General features: G+C 64.6%; 19 protein-coding genes. 5 read left to right on the top strand and 14 right to left on the bottom strand.

What is annotated here, in order from left to right; translation table 11 throughout:
• Nucleotides 1-140 precede the first annotated feature (140 nt).
• From CVO77_RS20920 to CVO77_RS20905, 4 genes are read right to left on the bottom strand one after another with little or no spacing between them, the layout of a single operon-like run.
• Nucleotides 141-302 (bottom strand): helix-turn-helix domain-containing protein, encoded by a 162-nt coding sequence (locus CVO77_RS20920; RefSeq protein WP_015449421.1) that lies wholly within the window; start codon nucleotides 300-302, stop codon nucleotides 141-143.
• A gap of 51 nt (nucleotides 303-353) precedes the next feature.
• Entirely contained in the window at nucleotides 354-773 is a 420-nt protein-coding gene (locus CVO77_RS20915) for a helix-turn-helix domain-containing protein (protein ID WP_007685989.1), read from the bottom strand.
• 35 nt (nucleotides 774-808) lie between these two features.
• Nucleotides 809-1129 (bottom strand): type II toxin-antitoxin system YafQ family toxin, encoded by a 321-nt coding sequence (locus CVO77_RS20910; protein ID WP_007685988.1) that lies wholly within the window; start codon nucleotides 1127-1129, stop codon nucleotides 809-811.
• A complete protein-coding gene (locus CVO77_RS20905; RefSeq protein ID WP_007685985.1) occupies nucleotides 1098-1379 on the bottom strand; it encodes a type II toxin-antitoxin system RelB/DinJ family antitoxin in 282 nt (93 codons plus the stop codon). Before CVO77_RS20905 ends, CVO77_RS20910 begins: the two co-directional genes overlap by 32 nt.
• A 414-nt stretch (nucleotides 1380-1793) precedes the next feature.
• Here CVO77_RS20905 and CVO77_RS20895 point away from each other — a divergent pair, with 414 nt between their 5' ends.
• The 3 genes from CVO77_RS20895 (at nucleotide 1794) to CVO77_RS20885 (ending at nucleotide 3526) form a co-directional block, all read left to right on the top strand.
• Nucleotides 1794-2435 carry a SprT-like domain-containing protein gene (locus CVO77_RS20895; RefSeq protein ID WP_008831324.1) on the top strand — a complete coding sequence of 214 codons (642 nt, stop codon included), beginning with the start codon at nucleotides 1794-1796 and terminating at the stop codon, nucleotides 2433-2435.
• Between the two features lie 126 nt (nucleotides 2436-2561).
• A complete protein-coding gene (gene parA, locus CVO77_RS20890) occupies nucleotides 2562-3215 on the top strand; it encodes a ParA family partition ATPase (protein WP_007686145.1) in 654 nt (217 codons plus the stop codon).
• Entirely contained in the window at nucleotides 3212-3526 is a 315-nt protein-coding gene (locus CVO77_RS20885; RefSeq protein ID WP_007686146.1) for a ribbon-helix-helix domain-containing protein, read from the top strand. Before parA ends, CVO77_RS20885 begins: the two co-directional genes overlap by 4 nt.
• A 63-nt stretch (nucleotides 3527-3589) precedes the next feature.
• Here the strand turns inward: CVO77_RS20885 and CVO77_RS20880 are convergent, their stop codons facing one another.
• From CVO77_RS20880 to CVO77_RS20845, 8 genes are all read right to left on the bottom strand, one after another.
• Entirely contained in the window at nucleotides 3590-4702 is a 1113-nt protein-coding gene (locus CVO77_RS20880; protein WP_007686147.1) for a replication initiator protein A, read from the bottom strand.
• A gap of 869 nt (nucleotides 4703-5571) precedes the next feature.
• Nucleotides 5572-6003 (bottom strand): hypothetical protein, encoded by a 432-nt coding sequence (locus CVO77_RS20875; protein ID WP_007686151.1) that lies wholly within the window; start codon nucleotides 6001-6003, stop codon nucleotides 5572-5574.
• 76 nt (nucleotides 6004-6079) lie between these two features.
• Nucleotides 6080-7756, bottom strand: a complete 1677-nt coding sequence (locus CVO77_RS20870) for a type IV secretory system conjugative DNA transfer family protein (RefSeq protein WP_007686152.1) — start codon at nucleotides 7754-7756, stop codon at nucleotides 6080-6082.
• A 45-nt stretch (nucleotides 7757-7801) separates the two neighbouring features.
• Entirely contained in the window at nucleotides 7802-8074 is a 273-nt protein-coding gene (locus tag CVO77_RS20865; RefSeq protein WP_007686155.1) for an antitoxin VbhA family protein, read from the bottom strand.
• A complete protein-coding gene (locus CVO77_RS20860) occupies nucleotides 8067-9002 on the bottom strand; it encodes a HEPN domain-containing protein (protein WP_007686157.1) in 936 nt (311 codons plus the stop codon). The genes CVO77_RS20865 and CVO77_RS20860 overlap by 8 nt, the downstream gene beginning before the upstream one ends.
• Nucleotides 8999-9280, bottom strand: coding sequence for a hypothetical protein (locus CVO77_RS20855; RefSeq protein ID WP_007686159.1), 282 nt, complete (start codon nucleotides 9278-9280; stop codon nucleotides 8999-9001). The genes CVO77_RS20860 and CVO77_RS20855 overlap by 4 nt, the downstream gene beginning before the upstream one ends.
• Nucleotides 9277-9495 carry a conjugal transfer protein TraD gene (locus CVO77_RS20850; RefSeq protein WP_007686160.1) on the bottom strand — a complete coding sequence of 73 codons (219 nt, stop codon included), beginning with the start codon at nucleotides 9493-9495 and terminating at the stop codon, nucleotides 9277-9279. Before CVO77_RS20850 ends, CVO77_RS20855 begins: the two co-directional genes overlap by 4 nt.
• A gap of 37 nt (nucleotides 9496-9532) precedes the next feature.
• The gene (locus tag CVO77_RS20845; RefSeq protein WP_007686162.1) at nucleotides 9533-9838 is read right to left on the bottom strand and encodes a conjugal transfer protein TraD; all 306 of its coding nucleotides are present in this window, start codon (nucleotides 9836-9838) and stop codon (nucleotides 9533-9535) included.
• A 174-nt stretch (nucleotides 9839-10012) separates the two neighbouring features.
• Between CVO77_RS20845 and traA the strand changes: the two genes are divergently transcribed.
• Nucleotides 10013-13144, top strand: coding sequence for a Ti-type conjugative transfer relaxase TraA (gene traA, locus CVO77_RS20840; RefSeq protein WP_007686163.1), 3132 nt, complete (start codon nucleotides 10013-10015; stop codon nucleotides 13142-13144).
• Nucleotides 13145-13151: 7 nt separating this feature from the next.
• Entirely contained in the window at nucleotides 13152-13889 is a 738-nt protein-coding gene (locus CVO77_RS20835; RefSeq protein ID WP_007686165.1) for a DUF6118 family protein, read from the top strand.
• 47 nt (nucleotides 13890-13936) lie between these two features.
• On the opposite strand, the gene CVO77_RS21765 is transcribed toward CVO77_RS20835, so the two are convergent.
• Complete coding sequence (locus CVO77_RS21765) at nucleotides 13937-15145, bottom strand: phospholipase A (RefSeq protein ID WP_231923484.1); 1209 nt, start codon at nucleotides 15143-15145, stop codon at nucleotides 13937-13939.
• A 1-nt stretch (nucleotide 15146) separates the two neighbouring features.
• Nucleotides 15147-16436: an NAD(P)/FAD-dependent oxidoreductase gene (locus CVO77_RS20820; RefSeq protein WP_007686170.1), complete on the bottom strand. Its 1290-nt coding sequence runs from the start codon at nucleotides 16434-16436 to the stop codon at nucleotides 15147-15149.
• Nucleotides 16437-16452 lie beyond the last annotated feature (16 nt).

The following is a 16452-nucleotide window of genomic DNA, read 5'->3' as shown; positions in this document are numbered from 1 at the left end:
CAGGCGCGGATGATGGCGAGCACATTGTCGCATAGCGTGAGCAGCATGGCCCACCTGCTGTCAGCAAATCTGAGCAGAAATCCGCGCTGTTTGCGAGCAGAGGCCAGTATCTTTGCAATCGCCTACATCTATCAATCCTTCTAGGTGAGAATCTGGATGCCGCGCCGCTTCACCAGCGTCAGCAAGGCGAGCGCCGCGCCAGTCGGCCGCATCGTGCCGGCCTCCCAGCGCTGGACCGTGCGCTTGTGCGCCCACAGCAAGCGCGCAAACCCGGCCTGGCTCAAACCGCTCTCCTGGCGCACCGCCGGATTTCGGCCGCCTCCATCGGTGGATAAAGGATTTCGCCGTTTCGATCAGTCCCCGTCATGGTCGTTCATCCCGGCCATGCCGGCTGCTGCGCCGGCTTCGGCGATGGCGTCGTTGATTTCCTCGATCGTGAACCGCGCGCCGTTGCCCTTCACTATCCCGCGCAGGTCATCCCACGAGCTTTTGCGCGGTGCCGGCGGCGCGATGCCCGCCGCCGTCGCGGCGGTCATCAGGTCATCCAGCGAGAATCTGTTAAACTTCCCGCGCAGGAGGTCGTTGAGGCGGGGCGGCGTCAGCCCGAGCCGCTTGGCGGCCTCGCCCAGCGGCACGTCCCACGACTTCACCCGCGCGGTGATGCCCCGCATCAGGTCCGCGCGCGTCCTCAACTCCGTCGCCTCCTCCGGCGTGTCGGCGATTGCGTCAAAGACGCAGGCGAAGGTTTCGACCTTCATGTCGTCGGCGTTCATTGCCCTGCCTTCCAAACGTTCGGCCGTCGAGCCGATTACTCGAACAGTTCCGAATGGGTTCCCGCGCGCACGAAGTTCACCAGATTGCCCTCAATCGTGTAGATCAGCAGGAAATCGCCGCCGATATGGCACTCGCGATGATCGCTCCAATCGCCCTTGAGGGCGTGGTCCAGCCATTCCGGGCCAAGCGGCGCATCGTTGGCGATGAGCAGCATCATCGCTTCCTTGAGCTGGTTCATGTTGTAGCGGCCGCTGCGCGACAGCCGCTCCCAATCCTTGACGAACCGCTTTTCGTAGGATGCCTCTCTTGGGAACGAAGCCCGCTTACTGCTGGCGGGCTTCTTGGTCGAGGGCATCGAACAGTTCCTTGGGATCGGTGAAGCGCGCACGACGCGCCTTCATGGTCGCGCGGGACGATTCGATCGCGGCGCGCGTCTCGGCGTTGGGCACCTTCAGCTCGAACGGCAAGGCATGGTCCTTGGCGACCCGCGTAAGCGTCATGCGGACCACATCGGAAACCGTCAGCCCCAGCTCGGCTAGGACGGCGGCGGCTTCATCCTTCAATGTTTCGTCGATGCGCGCACGCACGAACGCGGTAGCAGCCATTGGAATCTCCCTAGTCAGACGAACGATGTAGCTCATTTGAGCAACAATTTCAATCTAGGCGAGGAGACTGCGCCTGCCGCTGCGCGGCACCGTGGCTCTACTCGCTTCGCTCCCCAAGCCCGCAAGCGGTCTTGGCCGAAGGTGACGACCCACATGGCGGGGCCGAGATCGCAAGCGGATCTCGGGCATGGTGCCGGCGTGCGCCGGCATGATGTTCGTTCGCATGGGGAAAGGCGGTCCCGGCCGCCTCTCCCCAGCAACGGCAATCAGCGGGACCGGGTTGGCGCGAAGCGCCCGCCCGCACCACTCCCGCAGATTCCCGCTGCCCCCCTCTCTCGCCGGCTGCTCCGCGCGAACTCGGGAGCGATGGCCGCAGCCATCGCCCCGCAGGGCGATTTGAAGGGAGTAGAAGGTATGGAACAGGACAACCGGGAAAGCTGGCTCAATCGGGTGGCGGCGGGCATGGCCCCCTTGTTCGCGGCGTTGGACGCTCCCCTGCCCGCGCGTATCCGCGTGGCGATCGGCTTCACCAGCTCGGGCCGGAAGGGCAAGGCGATCGGCGAGTGCTGGGATAACCGGCTGAGCGCGGACGGGCATTTTGAAATCTTCATCCGGCCCGACCTCGCGCACGCGCCTGACGCCATGCCGGCGCAGATCGCGGCCATCCTCGCGCATGAGCTGGTCCATGCCGCCGTCGGCATCCCGGCAGGGCATGGGAAAGCGTTTAAACGGATCGCGCTGGGGCTGGGGCTCGTCGGGCCGATGCGCGCCACCACCCCCGGCGAGGCGTTTCTTGCGGCCGTCGCGCCGATCTTGGACGCCGTTGGCCCCCTCCCCCATGCCCGTCTCGACACCGATGGGGAGTCGACCGCGCCGAAGAAGCAGAAAACCCGGATGCTCAAATGCGAGTGCGCGACGTGCGGCTATACCGTGAGGACCGCGCGCAAATGGCTTGAGCTGGCCGGAGCGCCGCTTTGCCCGATCGAGGATCACGGCCGCATGGAGCATGAGCCGCTGGACGACGGCAGCGAGGATGAGGGCGGCGACGACGGCTAGACCGCCCTCCCCTCCCCGCAATTCGGGGTTTCATTGACGCTGCGCGCCAGTTCGGGGTTTCGTTGACGCAACCGGAGCAAGCCAGTATGACCACATGCAAACATGCGATCATGTAAGGATATTCACATGCCAACAATCGCGATCATCAGCCAGAAGGGCGGCGCGGGGAAAACCACCCTCGCCTTGCACCTGGCCGCCGCCGCCGAGGATTCCGGGCATACCGCCCTTGTGATCGACGTCGACCCGCAGGCGACGGCGAGCCAGTGGGCGGCATGGCGACAGGATGCGCCCCCGGTCGTGATCGACAGCGCGCCCCCTCGCCTTGCCGCCAAGATCGAGCAGGCGACGGGCCAGGGCGCGGCGTTCATCGTAATCGACACCCCGCCCCACGCCGACAGCGCCGCCAGCGCCGCCGTCGAGGCGGCCGACCTAGTGTTGATCCCTTGCCGCCCCAGCGCGTTCGATTTGGCGGCGATCAAGACGACCGCCAGCCTTGTGAAGATGCGCGGCAAGCCTGCTTTCGTGATCTTCACGGCGGGAAGCCCGACCGCGCCGCGCATGTATGACGAAGCCGCGCAGCTCGTGCAGGATTATGGGCTTGACGCCTGCCCCCACCATATCGCGGATCGCGCCGCCTTTCGCCACGCGGCGGCCGAGGGCAAGACGGCGATGGAGATCGAGCCGAGCGGCAAGGCGGCCGATGAGGTGCGCCAGCTTTACAAGTGGACATGCGAGCATGTAAACATGCAAGCATCTAGGAAGCGGAGGGCCAACGCATGAGCCGGAAGGGATCATTGCTCGCATTGCGGGATCGCGATGCAGCGCCAGCGCCGGCGATGGTCGAGCCGGAGGGGAGGGCGGCCGCGCCGATCGCCCGTGGCACTGGCGCAGGCTCCGGCAGCGGATCGAGCAGCAACCCGGTTGCGCCGAGCCGTCAGGGCAAGAAGGCCATGACGGGCTATTTCAGCCCGGAAATGTCCTTCGCCATGCACATGACCGCCCGCAAGCACGGCATGAGCCTACAGGACGCGATGGCCGAGGCGTTCAACGACTGGCTTCGCAAGATGGGGGAAAGCCCTGTAGGCAAGTGAGCATGTCCACATGCAAACATGCGGGTAAGTAAACATGGCCGCTTGCCCGCATAGAGCAGGGGATCAGCGTAGTGGTTTGCGTTCGTGCCGTTTCTTGCAGAAGCCGAGGAAGGCCCCGGCAGGGCTTTTGAGTTCGGGCTTGCCCATGTCGTGCCACCACGACACCCATTCGTCATAGAGCGCATACACGTCATAGCCTGGCGCGGCCGTCTTGGCGTCGTGCATGGTTTCCGGGTCGATATAGGGCGCATCGTCGCCGGCGCTGGCGACCGGATCGGGCTTGGATTTGAGGCCCGAGCGGTTGCGGAACAAGATCACGTCATCATCCATCGTCACCGCATAGTCGGGGAAATGGCCGTGATCGGCGTCATGCTCGCAGACCTTCTTGACCAAGGCCCGGAACACTCGGAGCGGGCTGTTCGAGCCGCATTTCTTCTGTAGCAACTCTAGGCCGATCTTCCATTCGTCCTTCACGCCGCAATGCTTGCGCGCCAGTTCATACATGCGCCGCTCGAACGGCTTGCGGAGCCGGAAATAGTCGCGGTGGAGCGTCAGGACGTTCTTGCTGATGACCGAGCGATAGACCCAATCCGACAGGGTGATTTCGAGATCAAGCATCCGGCCATCGAACGTCTTGCGCGTGATCTTGGCCTCTTCGATCAGGCCGAAAATCCGCGTTTCTTCGACACCGCCCGTTTGAATATTGGTCCGCACCGTGGTCCCGCGCAGGCGGGTGAGGGCGTCGGCCATCAGTCGATAGCCTTCGCCGCTGGTTTGCCGGTTGGTGGCGACGAGCATGTCATAGGCTTGCAGGCGCACCGTGCGGCTAGGTTGCTCGCCCTGGTTCATCTTCGCGACGAGCTGCGAAATGCAGTAGATCAATATGTCCTTGTCGTGGATCGTCGCCAGCCCCTTGCCCGAGGGGATAATCTCGATGACGTTGCCGTTATGCTCGTAGCGCCGCGTCCGGTTGTCGGGCTTGGTCGAGAGCGAAAACACCGGATGCTCCATTGAGGCCATGTCATCCTTGGGGATGGCGTCCAGCACGTCGCAGATGAACAAGTCCTGGTTGGGATGGCGCACCGGCAGCAGCGGCGTGCGATCGTCGCCGTCCACGGCCGAGACCGGCGCGGCGATCGGCGCGTCAAACAGGGAAGGGGAGGGGTCTATCGTCATTTCACTAACGCTAGGGCTACTATCGTCATTTCACATACGCAAGCGGATTATCGTCATTTCAGATTCACCGCCGCGCTATCGTCATTTCGATTACGCTTGAGCGCGGCAGGGAAGGCCTGGCGCTATCGTCATAGTGGATTCGCCTTTTCGTCACTCTGGATTCGCTTTTTCGTCAGAGCGGATTCACCGCGCGGCAAATTTCTGCCAAAAAAGCGAGGATTTCTGCGCCTTTCCGGGCAGGCCGAATTTCCGTAACACATCACTAAACCCATATTTTAACACTAGGCTGACCTGTGGATAACTTCAGCGGAAGATTATGACGAGAGGCTGGATCATCGTGGTTTCACCCACCAGCGTCCCGCCAGATCGGACAGCTTGTCCCGAAAATCGGGACAACGGCAGCGCGACTCACCAGCGCCGCGCTTCAGGCACAATCAGAAAGAAGAAAAACACCGCCTCTTGGGGCTTCGCCCCGCCGGCTCGCGGCCTTCGGCCGCCCCGGATCGCTTTAGCGATCCTCCCACCCGGCATCCCCATGATGAGCCGGCTTCGCCGGCACGCTTTTTGTTAGAAAGGGGATCGTTTAAACGCTGCGCCTCCATCGCAGCCACAGCGCCAGCAGCACCGTCGCAATTGGCTTTCCAGAAAAGCCAGGCGGATAGGACAGCGATCAATCCGAGAGGGCAGGGCAGGCGGAAATGTCGCCACAGGCGCGATTTCCGGGCCGCTGGGCCTCATTTCAGACGTTCGGCAAGGTCGGGGAGGGTTCGGCCGGCATGGCGCTCTACGGGCTTCCCAGGCGGCTGATTTTTTGGAAAGCTAGATCCTCGCGGGGTCAGAGGATCTAGCGCGTAGAATTTGAGCCGGTCCTAATGGCGCGTCCGCTTCTGTGGCGGCGGCGCTGCCATAAGCCCATCAAAGGCGGAGTCATCGCCCAATGCGTAGCGGCGCAGCGGATCATCCTCCGTCATGCGACCGGCCTGCACCTCGCGCCCGGTCACATACCGCAGCCGGTCCCGGTCCAGCACGCCATCGACAAGGCATTCCGCGCGCAGGAACATCCATATCTGGCCCTGGCGGTGTTGGGCGAAGGCTTCAACATTGCCGTTCGTCTCTTGGAGATGCACGGCCACCAGGTCGCAAACGAGATTGAATATCCGCATGAGGCCAAGCCGGCTTTCCTCATCGGTAATCGCCGCGTGCAGCTCCAACACTTCATCGCGGATCGCGGGGAGAGGGGCGGAACCGCTCTCTCCATAGGCCATGAGCCGGTCCCAAAGATCAATGACGCGCTGATCCATATCCTATCCTTCCGCCCTTGGCGGCGGTTCTGACACTATACAACAATCGGCCTATCCCCTTGCTCGATAGTCCGGTTCACGGTTTGTCGAATCTCCCGGCGAACTCGCGATCGGCATAGTAAGCGAGCTTGGTCGCGACGATCGGGCGTTGCCCCGCGAGGAACAACAATTCCAGATTGGCCGGCATGGTGCGGACCTCATCGGGCGTGAGTAGGGGCCGCGCGACATGCTGCGACCCGAACGATATGCCGGTTTCCTCCGCGTCGATCGCGCGGCTCATGGTCTCGAACACGACCGTCTCCTGGCCGAGCAGATCGGAGACGAGCTTGGCGCTGTCGTGATCGTTGACCCCGAATATCTGCAAGACGCCGGCGTTGGACAGGAAGGTGCCGGCGCGGCGCTCGTAGAGCGCGCGGAGCTGGTGAACGTCCTGCAAGATCGGCCAGAGCTGGATGCCGTAACCGGCCATCAGGCCCATAGCGCGCTCGACAGGTTCGAGGCGGCCGAGCGCGGCAAATTCATCGAGCAGGAACAGGACGGGGCGGGCAGGGGAGGCGGGTGCGCGCGCCAGATCGGTCAGCCCTTGCGCCAGCATCAGGCGCAGCCAGCGGGCATAGGTGGCGAGCCGATCGGGCGGCAGCACCAGATAAACGGTTGTGGGCTGCGCCTTCACATCGGCGAAGGTGAAATCCGAGCGGCCCAGCACGGCCGACATGCGCGGGGAATCGAGAAAATGGGTATGGCGCTGCGCGGCCGACAGCACGCCGGCTGCCTCGCGGTCGGACTTGCCCAGGTGGCGGTTGGCGGCACGCGCGATCAGGCCCCGCGCCTGCGTGCTGCGCGACATTTCCCGCAGCATCCGCTGGAAATTATCAGGGGCGAAGGTGAGGCAGTCGCGCAGGGCTTCCAGCGTGCGATCCTGGCCTTGCGCTTGCGGGTCACAGGCCACCCACAGGAGGATGCCGGCGATCAGCGCCTTGGCTTCCTCGTTCCAATGCGCCTCGCCGGCTTCGCCGGGAGCGTCATAGACCAGCGCATCGGCCAGAGTCATCGCGTCGTCGGCGAGATCGAGGCCGGCAGGGTCGAGGCGATCGAGCGGGTTGAACGCGGCCGAGGCGATGCCCGTCACCCCGAAGGGATCGAGGACATGGACCGGGCCGAACCTGGCGCGATGGCGGGCGGTGATGCGGGCGTTCTCGCCCTTGGGGTCGATGCAGATGACCGAACCGGGATAGTCGAGCAGATTGGGAATGATGGTCCCCACGCCCTTGCCGGTGCGCGTCGGCGCGATCGTCAGCAGATGGGAGGGGCCGGCGTAGCGCAGCAGCTTGCCCGACTTGCGATCACGACCGATCAGCAGGCCGTCGCCATTTTGGGCGAGGGGCTTTGTCTCGCGATCGGTGGCGAAACGGGCCGAGCCGTGCGTGTCGTCGCCGGCAGGACCGCCATAACGCAGGATCAGCGGTTGGAAGAGGGCGCGCAGCGTGACGAGGAAGATGACCAGGCCCGTCAGCATCATCACGATCTGGTAGATATTGGAATCGCGGGGCAGGCCGAGCAGCTTGCCGAGGATGAGCGGCACCCCAAGCCCCAGCACCAGGGCGGTGATGAGGAACAGCACCAGGACGCCGAACAGATGGCGGATGAGGGCGACCGGGCTGACCACAAGGGCGGTGATCGCCCATATCGGGTTGGTCCGCGCGATGCGCGCAAGGTTACGGATCGCGCGGCCGAGCTGGCGGAACCATTCCATCATCAGGACTCCCTCCCATCGTCATTTCCCAATATCCGGCGCGGATCACGGCCGATCGCGGGCCTCCCATGCGGCTTCGAGTTCTGCGAGGCTGGCGAAATAGTCCTGCGCCGGCGCGCTTGCGGGCAGGCTGTTGGCATGAGCGAGCGCGGCGGCGATGTATTCGCTTTCGGAGAGTTCGCCGGCGACGAACCGGACGCCCAGCGCCGCCATTCCCGGCGAGAGAGCGAAGCCCGACAGCTCGATATTGGTCCGCGCGAAATCGATCGCCTTCTGGCGTCGGGCGCGTTCGTCGTCCGATATGGGATGCTCATTCATCGGCGGGGCTTTTCTCGGGGGTGTCGTCGCCGGCGAGGTGTTCGGCGCAGATCGCGCCGGCGATCGTGTGGAGATGCTTCACGCGGTCAACGAGCCAGGCCAGTTCGTCGGCGGTGATTTCATAGGCATGGGAATAGCGGGCCTCGACATAGGCGCGCTGCAACTGCGCGAAATGGCGGCGGGCGGCGCGGGTATCGCGCGGCCAGGCTTCGATCAGCCGGGGATCGAGATTTTCGGCGAGCGAGCGCAGGATGCCGAGACGGTGCGATTTGGGCGCGTAGAGCGTCAGGACGAGCAGCACGGCGTTATAGACCCGCTCGACGGCCTGGTGGAGCATGAACGCGGCATCGCGCGGCACGCCATCGGCAATGCTGTCCCGGGCGAGCTTGAGCGCGTGCGCGGCGAGCGGGAACCAGTGGTCGCGATGGCGCAGGGCTTCGGCGTGGCGTTCCTGCGCGTCGAGCTGGCGCGGCACGGCGAGGGCTTGCCCTGGCGCTTCGTAGAGGGCGATGCCGTCGCGGGCTATGTCGGCGAAGAAGGGACGGCCGCGCGCGAGCTGGTCGTTCACGTCCATCAGCGAATGCACGATGAAATTGACGGGTGTGGCGAGGTGCCTGGTGACGGTCAGCTCGCGCACCAGATGATCGTCGGCGACCGCCCACCATGTTTGCAGATCGGTGAAGGTGTCGGCGTTGACGACGACGAGCAGGTCATAATCGGAAATGTAACCGCTGGCGCGATCCTCGACCCAATCGCCGCGTGCGTAGGAGCCGAACAGGATCAGCTTGAGGATGCGGCCGCCCTTGCGCTTGTCCGAGAGCTTGGTTTTGACGGCATCCTCAAATTCATCGAACAGGACGCGGGCGACCCGTTCCAGCTCGCGGCGCTTGACGGCGGGCAGATGGTCGAGGCCGGTCCGCATCGTCATCCGATCGTCGCCGGCGAGATCGCCAGCGTCGGGTCGGCGTCGGGATGATCGAGGAGCTTGAGGACGATCGCGGTGGCGAGGGGAGGGGGCACGGATTCCTCGCGGAGCATGTCGAACAGGGCGTGTTCAGCCAAGTCGAGGTCCATGCCTTCGATCGCGAGATTGGCGCGTGCGTCGGCATCGTCCTCGCGCCATAGCGCGACTTCGGCCGGGGTGCCGCGCGTGAAATCGAGCGCGCGGACCTGGGCGCGGATCGCTTCGACATCGAGCCTGTTCATGGTGCGTCTCTCCCTTCCGCTTCCGCGTCGAACGCGCGCTTGCCGCGCCGCTTCCAGAGCATGAGCCGGTCGCGGTCCTCGCGCGCCTTGGCGGCCAGTTCGAGCAGCGCGCCGTAGAGGGTGGCGCGATCGTCGTCGGCCAGCTCGACCAAGCCGGCTTTCTGGACCAGGCCGCCCAGCTCTATGAGGTGGCGGGTGCGTTCGCGGCGAGCCACGGCCCATTCCCTCGTATCGGTGCGGCGCTGTGCGGCTTCAACCCTGCGTCTCGCCTGCGCCAGTTTTGCTTCCGCCTCCCGCGTTGCCGCCAGTGCTTCGGCCAGCCTTTCGGCCGCGTCCTTGAAAGAAGGCGGACCCCTTCGCGCGCCACGCCTCCTTTTCGTCGGCGCTGGCAGATTCGACGGCGGCGAGCAGCACCCCGGCCAGCACATCGAGATCGAGCGCATCGGCCCCGGTGGATGTGACCAGCTCGCCTAGCTGCTGGACCTTCTTCGCCTTGAGGGCGCGGGCCTTGTCGCCCAGCGCCTTCAACTCGGCGTCATAGTCGCGGACCTTACGCATATTCTCTCCCTCGCGCCCATGATCGGGAGTGGCAGCGTAGCACGGTCGCGGTGACAGGACAGCAGCTCCGGATAAAAAATGCGGCAAAGTCAATCATGCGAACGGCAGAGAGTGTGAGTGCGCGCTTATACGTCGTTGCCGACGTGCGCTAAGAAAGGCAGTATAGCGGCCGTCATGGCGATCTACCATTTCTCGGCCAAGGTCATCAGTCGCGCCAACGGATCGAGCGCCGTTGCCAGCGCGGCCTATCGTGCGGCGGAACGGCTGCACGACGACCGGCTAGGACGCGACCATGATTTCTCGAACAAGGCCGGCGTCGTCCATTCGGAAATCATGTTACCCGAAGGTACACCGGAGCGTTTAAACGATCGCGCGACCCTATGGAACGAGGTCGAGGCGGGCGAGAAACGCAAGGACGCGCAGCTCGCCCGCGAAGTCGAGTTCTCGATTCCGCGCGAGCTGGACCAGAAAGAGGGCATCCGGCTCGCCCGCGATTTTGTCGAAAAGCAGTTTGTCGAGCGCGGCATGGTCGCGGACATGAACGTGCATTGGGACTTGGGAAAGGACGGGCAATCCAAGCCACACGCGCATGTCATGCTGTCGATGCGCGAGGTAGGGCTGGAGGGCTTCGGCCAGAAGGTGCGCGAGTGGAACAGCACGGCGCTGTTGCAGGAGTGGCGCGAGGCGTGGGCCGATCATGTGAACGAGCGCCTCGCCGAACTGGATATAGACGCGCGCATAGATCATCGCAGCTATGAGGCGCAGGGGATCGAGCTTGAGCCGCAGCACAAGATCGGGCCGGCGGCGTCGCGTATGCCCGAACAGGGGCTTGAGGCCGAGCGGGTCGAGGACCATGCCCGGATCGCGCGGGAGAATGGCGAGAAGATCATCGCCAATCCGCAAATCGCGCTCGACGCGATCACGCGCCAACAGGCGACGTTCACGCGGCGCGACCTGGCGCAGTTCGCGTTCCGGCATAGCGACGGCAAGGACCAGTTCGATCAGGTGATGAGCGCGGTGCGGACCTCGCCCGAGCTGGTAGCGCTGGGGAAGGACGGACGCGGCGAGGACCGGTTCACGTCGCGCGAGATGATCGACACCGAGCAGCGGTTGGAGCGCGCCGGCTACGGCCTAGCGGATCGGGCCGGGCATGGTCTCCCGGCGGCGTCTAAAATGGGGGGGCGAGACACCGCCGAGAGGGTTGGCCTTGCGCTGGGAAGCCAGCAGAAGGACGCGCTCGCGCATATCACCGGCAAGAACGACTTGGCAATTGTCGTCGGCTATGCCGGCACCGGCAAATCGACCATGCTGGGCGTTGCGCGCGACGAATGGGAGCGGGCGGGCTATCAGGTGCGCGGTGCGGCCTTGTCGGGGATCGCGGCCGAGGGGCTTGAGGGCGGTTCCGGTATCGCCTCGCGCACGATCGCCAGCATGGAATATCAGTGGGAGCAGGGCCGCGAGCTGCTAGGTCCGCGCGACGTGCTGGTGATTGACGAGGCCGGCATGATCGGCACGCGCCAGATGGAGCGGGTGCTGTCCGAGGCCGAACGGGCAGGGGCCAAGGTGATCCTTGTCGGCGACGCCGAGCAGTTGCAGGCGATCGAGGCTGGCGCTGCGTTCCGATCGCTGGCCGAGCGCTACGGCGCGGCCGAGATCAGCGATGTTCGCCGGCAGCATGAGGACTGGCAGAAAGACGCCACGCGGGCGCTCGCAACAGGCCGCACCGGCGAGGCGATCCATGCCTATGCCGAGCATGGCATGGTCCACGCGGCCGAGACGCGCGAGGCTGCGCGGGAAAGCCTTGTGGAGGGCTGGGATCGCGCTCGCATCGCCGATCCCGACAAGACGCGGATCATCCTCACCCATACCAATGCCGAGGTGCGCGACCTGAACCTGGCTGCGCGCGATCGGCTGCGCGACGCCGGCGAGCTGGGCCAGGACGTGCGCGTGTCGGCCGAGCGGGGCGCGCGGGAGTTCGCGACCGGCGACCGCATCATGTTCCTCAAGAACGATCGCGGCCTTGGGGTGAAGAACGGCACGCTGGGCAAGGTCGAGCGCGTGTCGCCCGACAGCATGGCGGTGAAGTTGGACGATGGCCGTCAAGTCGCGTTCGACCTGAAAGATTATGCCCATGTCGATCATGGCTATGCGGCGACCATCCACAAATCGCAGGGCGTGACGGTCGATCGGGCGCATGTGCTGGCGACCCCCGGCATGGACCGCCATTCGGCCTATGTGGCGCTGTCCCGGCATCGCGACGGGGTGCAGCTCCATTACGGCCGCGATGACTTCGCCGACGATCGCCGGCTTGTCCGCACGCTGTCGCGCGAGCGGGCGAAGGATATGGCGTCCGACTATCCGATGTATCGGGATCGCGATGCCGAGGCGCAATCCTTCGCCGATCGGCGCGGGCTGTCGGGTGAGATCCGCGTTGCGGATGCACCCGAGCGGAAGGGCGTGGAGATCCTCGCGCCCCGCGCGGGAACTTCACGCCAGATGGGCGAGGATTCCCGCACGCCCGATATTGGCGGCGACCGCGGTGCCGGCGAGGCGAAGGCCGCGGCCGAGCGTCAGTCGCGGCGCGGTATGTTCGACGGCTTGAAGCTGTCGGCCGCGCCGGTGAAGGCGGCCGAGCCAGCACAGGGTGCGAAGGAAAAGCCGGCTCCCAAGCGGGGCATGTTTGACGGGCTGAAACTGCCCCAGCGCACGCCGACGCCGGAGCCGGCGAAGGAATTGCCCGCGCGGGCCGAGCAGGGCCAGGATCGCGATTTCCGGCGCGCGGTCGAGCGGGCCTCGCGTTCGGCGGAGGCGGTGTTGCAGGCGCGGGCGTCGGGCGGGCCGGTGCTGGAACATCAGAAGGTCGCGCTCGAGCGCGCGGTTCAGGCGCTCGACACGCTCCGGCCGCGAGCTTCGGACGATATGGCCGAGGCGATGAAGCGCGATTCCGGCTTGCTGCGCGAGGCGGCGGCGGGGCGCAGCGGCCCGATGATCGAGGCGATACGCCAAGAGGCGCGCGTGCGGGCCGATCCGAACTTGCGCGCCGATCGGTTCGTGGAACGCTGGCAACAGCTCTCCCAGGATCGCGACCGGCTTTATCGCGCCGGCGACATGGCGGGCCGCAAGACGCTCGGGCAGGAGATGGCGGGCATGGCGAAAAGCCTTGAGCGCGATCCCCAGGTGGAATCGATCCTGCGCGGTCGCACCCGCGAGCTGGGGCTTGAGATCGGAATGAGTCCGGGCCGCGAGCTTGGGCGCGAGCTGTCGCGGGGGTTGGGGATCAGTCACGATCGCGGATTGAGCCGATAGGGAGAGGATGATGGACGAGGATGAATATCGCGAACCCGATGCTGGTGACGATCCGGCGCTGGCGTTCGCGCGGGTCGAGGATCGGTTGGCGTCGGTGCATGGCGAGGTCGGGTTGCTGCGCGCCGCGATCGCGGGGCTGGCTGCTACGCGCGAGTCCATCGAGATACCCGATTACGAGCCGACGCTGGCCCGCACCGAAAAGGTGCTGGGGGTGCTGGTGCAGCAGATCGACCCCATCGCCAAAAGTCCTCTCCTGTCGATGACGCCTCACAACATGGCGGGCGAGATCGTATCGGCGGCGCTCCATGCCCGTCGCGAGGATCAACGGCTGATCGCCGAAGCCCGGACAGGACTGGACCAGGCCGCGCGCGAGGTCGGCAACCGGCTCGCATCCGCACGGCGCGGCGATGTGCAAAACCGCTGGCTGATCGGGACCGGGCTGGGGGGCGCGGCGCTGGGGATGCTGCTCTATGCGGCGCTCGCCGGCCCGGTCGCGCGGATGATGCCGGCGAGTTGGCACTGGCCCGAGCGGCGGGCGATGCACGCGCTTGGCGAACCGACGATGTGGGATGCGGGGCAACGGTTGATGCAGACCGCCGCGCCCGAGAGCTGGGCGTTGATCGTCGCGGCCTCGCCGCTCGTCGATGGCAACCGCGAGGCGGTGCAGAAATGCCGCGAGCAGGCTGACAAGGCGAAAAAGCCGGTGCGCTGCACGATCGAGGTCAGGCCCGATGGCGGAAGGTGATACCGGCATGAACTCTGCGAGAGAAAGACTGTGGCGTCGCCTCAAGATTATCGCACGAGAGCAACGCCTATACGTAACCGGCGGGTGCGCCGGTTATAATCGAGCAGATTTTCACCATAGCCGTAGAAGGACTGGGCGAAGAGATAGAGATCGGGACCACCGCCGAGGAGACGGGGCAACGGATAGGACAGGTCGGCATTGACAGCCCCTTTGCCCGAACCGAAGTTGAAACGGGTGGAGGTGGAGAGGCGCAGTCCATTATCCTCTCCGACCTCCATGAACAATCCGGCATGTCCGCGATAATGGACGATATCCGGATTGTCGGATTTGTTACCGACATACAGGGAAAGCCTGGGGGCGAATGTTAGCCTGTAATCGCCGGCGATCGGAAGGGTTGCCATTGGAGCGATGTAGATGCTGTTGATGCTGCGCGACTGGGGACCGTCCCGCCCGTTGGACTCATGACGAATACCCGCCTGCACGGTCATGGCGATGTCGCCGGTAAGGCCAACTGTCGGTGTGATGTAGATAAGTTCGGGCTGGAAATCGATGTTGCGGAACGGGGAGGATTTGCTTTCAAGGTCCCAGAACATTCTCTGGGTGTAGGCGAGGTACAGCCCGTCTCGCCAATTGGAAGACGTCTGGCTGTTCGCCGAGGCTCCGAACAGGCGATATTTGAAGCTCAGTTGAATGCGAGCTTCGCTGTCGGTGCCTGGCCCGTAAACGGCATAGATGGGTTCATACAGGTCGAGATTGTCCACAAAGGCGTTGCCGGCTTTTCTGTCGGTAGGTGGCGGTGGAAGAATCGGTGCATTCGGATTCGAGCGATTTTCGGCCTCATGCGTAGCGGTCTTCACAATGGGCGCAAGCACCACCTCCTGAGTTGACCAGGCAGGAATGGAGACCATGGCTCTGACGAGGGGTTCATTTGCGGGCAGGCGATAATGGGCCTGCCCAAATCCATGCGCGTCGATGGCAAGATGCGGCTCTGTATCGTTAGCGCGCGCCAACAGGAGCGTGCGTTCACGATTCTCCTGCCGGACTTTCGCTTCGATCCTGTCCGGCAGGGCGAGGATTTCTTGTCTGTCAGTCCGGTTCAGAAAGCGCAGTGCAACGACCTGTTCGCCACTGGCATCGGTTTCTACCTGGCCGGTCAGTAGAACTTCCATGTCGGGCGGTGAAGCCCACACGGTGCCGGGAAGAACAAGCCAGAATGCACCGAGGATCAGGCAGCTTCGTTGGTGAAGGCGGCCCATGTCAGGCCAGGCGCTCGCGCCGGCGCACCGAGGTGTCGAGGGTATCGGCAAGCCACAGCAGGCTACCGCGAACCGGTCCATAAATTCGCGCCTGATGCCGCCGATAGAGCAGCGCATGCCCAAGCTGCGCCATGCGCCCGTGCAGGAACCCACCCCGGAACAACCCGAAGCGGCCAAGCGTCCCATAAGCGTCATAACCGCCGAGCGACACCAATGACCCGAAGTCATGGTAGCGAAATGGCGGCACGGGCTTTCCTTCCAATATTGTAGGCAAAGTGCGGCCAAGATAAACGCTCTGCTGATAGGCTGCTTGGGCCGTGGTCGGCAATGGACTCTCGCGGTCCGGAAGCATGACACTCGCACAGTCGCCCAGCGCGAAGATATCGGGGTCATTGGGTGTCGCCAAATTCGGGTTTACGATGACCTGCCCGAGCCTGCTGTGGTCCAGGCCATCTATCGCAGCGACAAACTCGGGCGCACGCACCCCGGCCGCCCAGAGTTTGATGGATGCCTCGATCCTGCGTCCATCGGCAAGCTGGAACCCATCGGCATCGCCCGCCAGAACGCGCGCCTGCGTCAACACCTCGATGCCCAGCGACTCCAGGACCGTGTGCGCGGCATGCGCTACGCGCTCGGGAAAGGGGCCGAGAATGCGCGGCTGAGATTCGATAAGGTATATTTTCAGCCCGCTTCGCGCTCCCGAAGCGCCATGCTGTTCCAGCACATCGGCCAGCCGCACCAGTTCGGAGGCAAGCTCTACCCCGGTCGCGCCAGCCCCAACGATAGCAATCGAAAGATGGTCGTTCGAGGCGATCGCCTGAAGCATTGCGACACGCAGCCGCTCGCTGAAGGCAATGGCTTCGCGCCGGCAATCGATCGTCATGCAATGCTCTACGACGCCGGGTGTGCCGAAGTCGTTGGCTCGGCTTCCCGCAGCCAGCACCAGCTTGTCATAGGGCAGGCTGCGCGCGGGGAGAATCTCCGCCCCATCGACGACGAGCGGCGCCAGAAGGACTTGCTTCGCTGCGCGGTCGACGGCCATCACTTCGCCCATCTCGAAACGGAAGCCACGCTGCTGAGCCTGAACCAGATAGGCGGTCTGGTTGGCGCCGGTGTCGGCCGTTCCGGCCGCGATCGTATGGAGCATGGGCTTCCAGACATGGGCCGGCTCACGATCTATGAGGCGTATGTCAAGGCCCAGCCGCTTCGCCGGGGCGCCCGCCAGTTGGCCCGCAAGGTCGAGTCCGGCCACACCGCCACCGACGATCAGGATGTTTTTGCGCGGGCTCATCGTTTCAATCCTTCTG

Origin of the sequence: Sphingopyxis lindanitolerans (assembly GCF_002993885.1) — a bacterium.
In the GTDB taxonomy this organism is placed as follows: Bacteria; Pseudomonadota; Alphaproteobacteria; order Sphingomonadales; family Sphingomonadaceae; genus Sphingopyxis; species Sphingopyxis lindanitolerans.
This window is presented reverse-complemented; position numbering and strand designations above follow the sequence as displayed.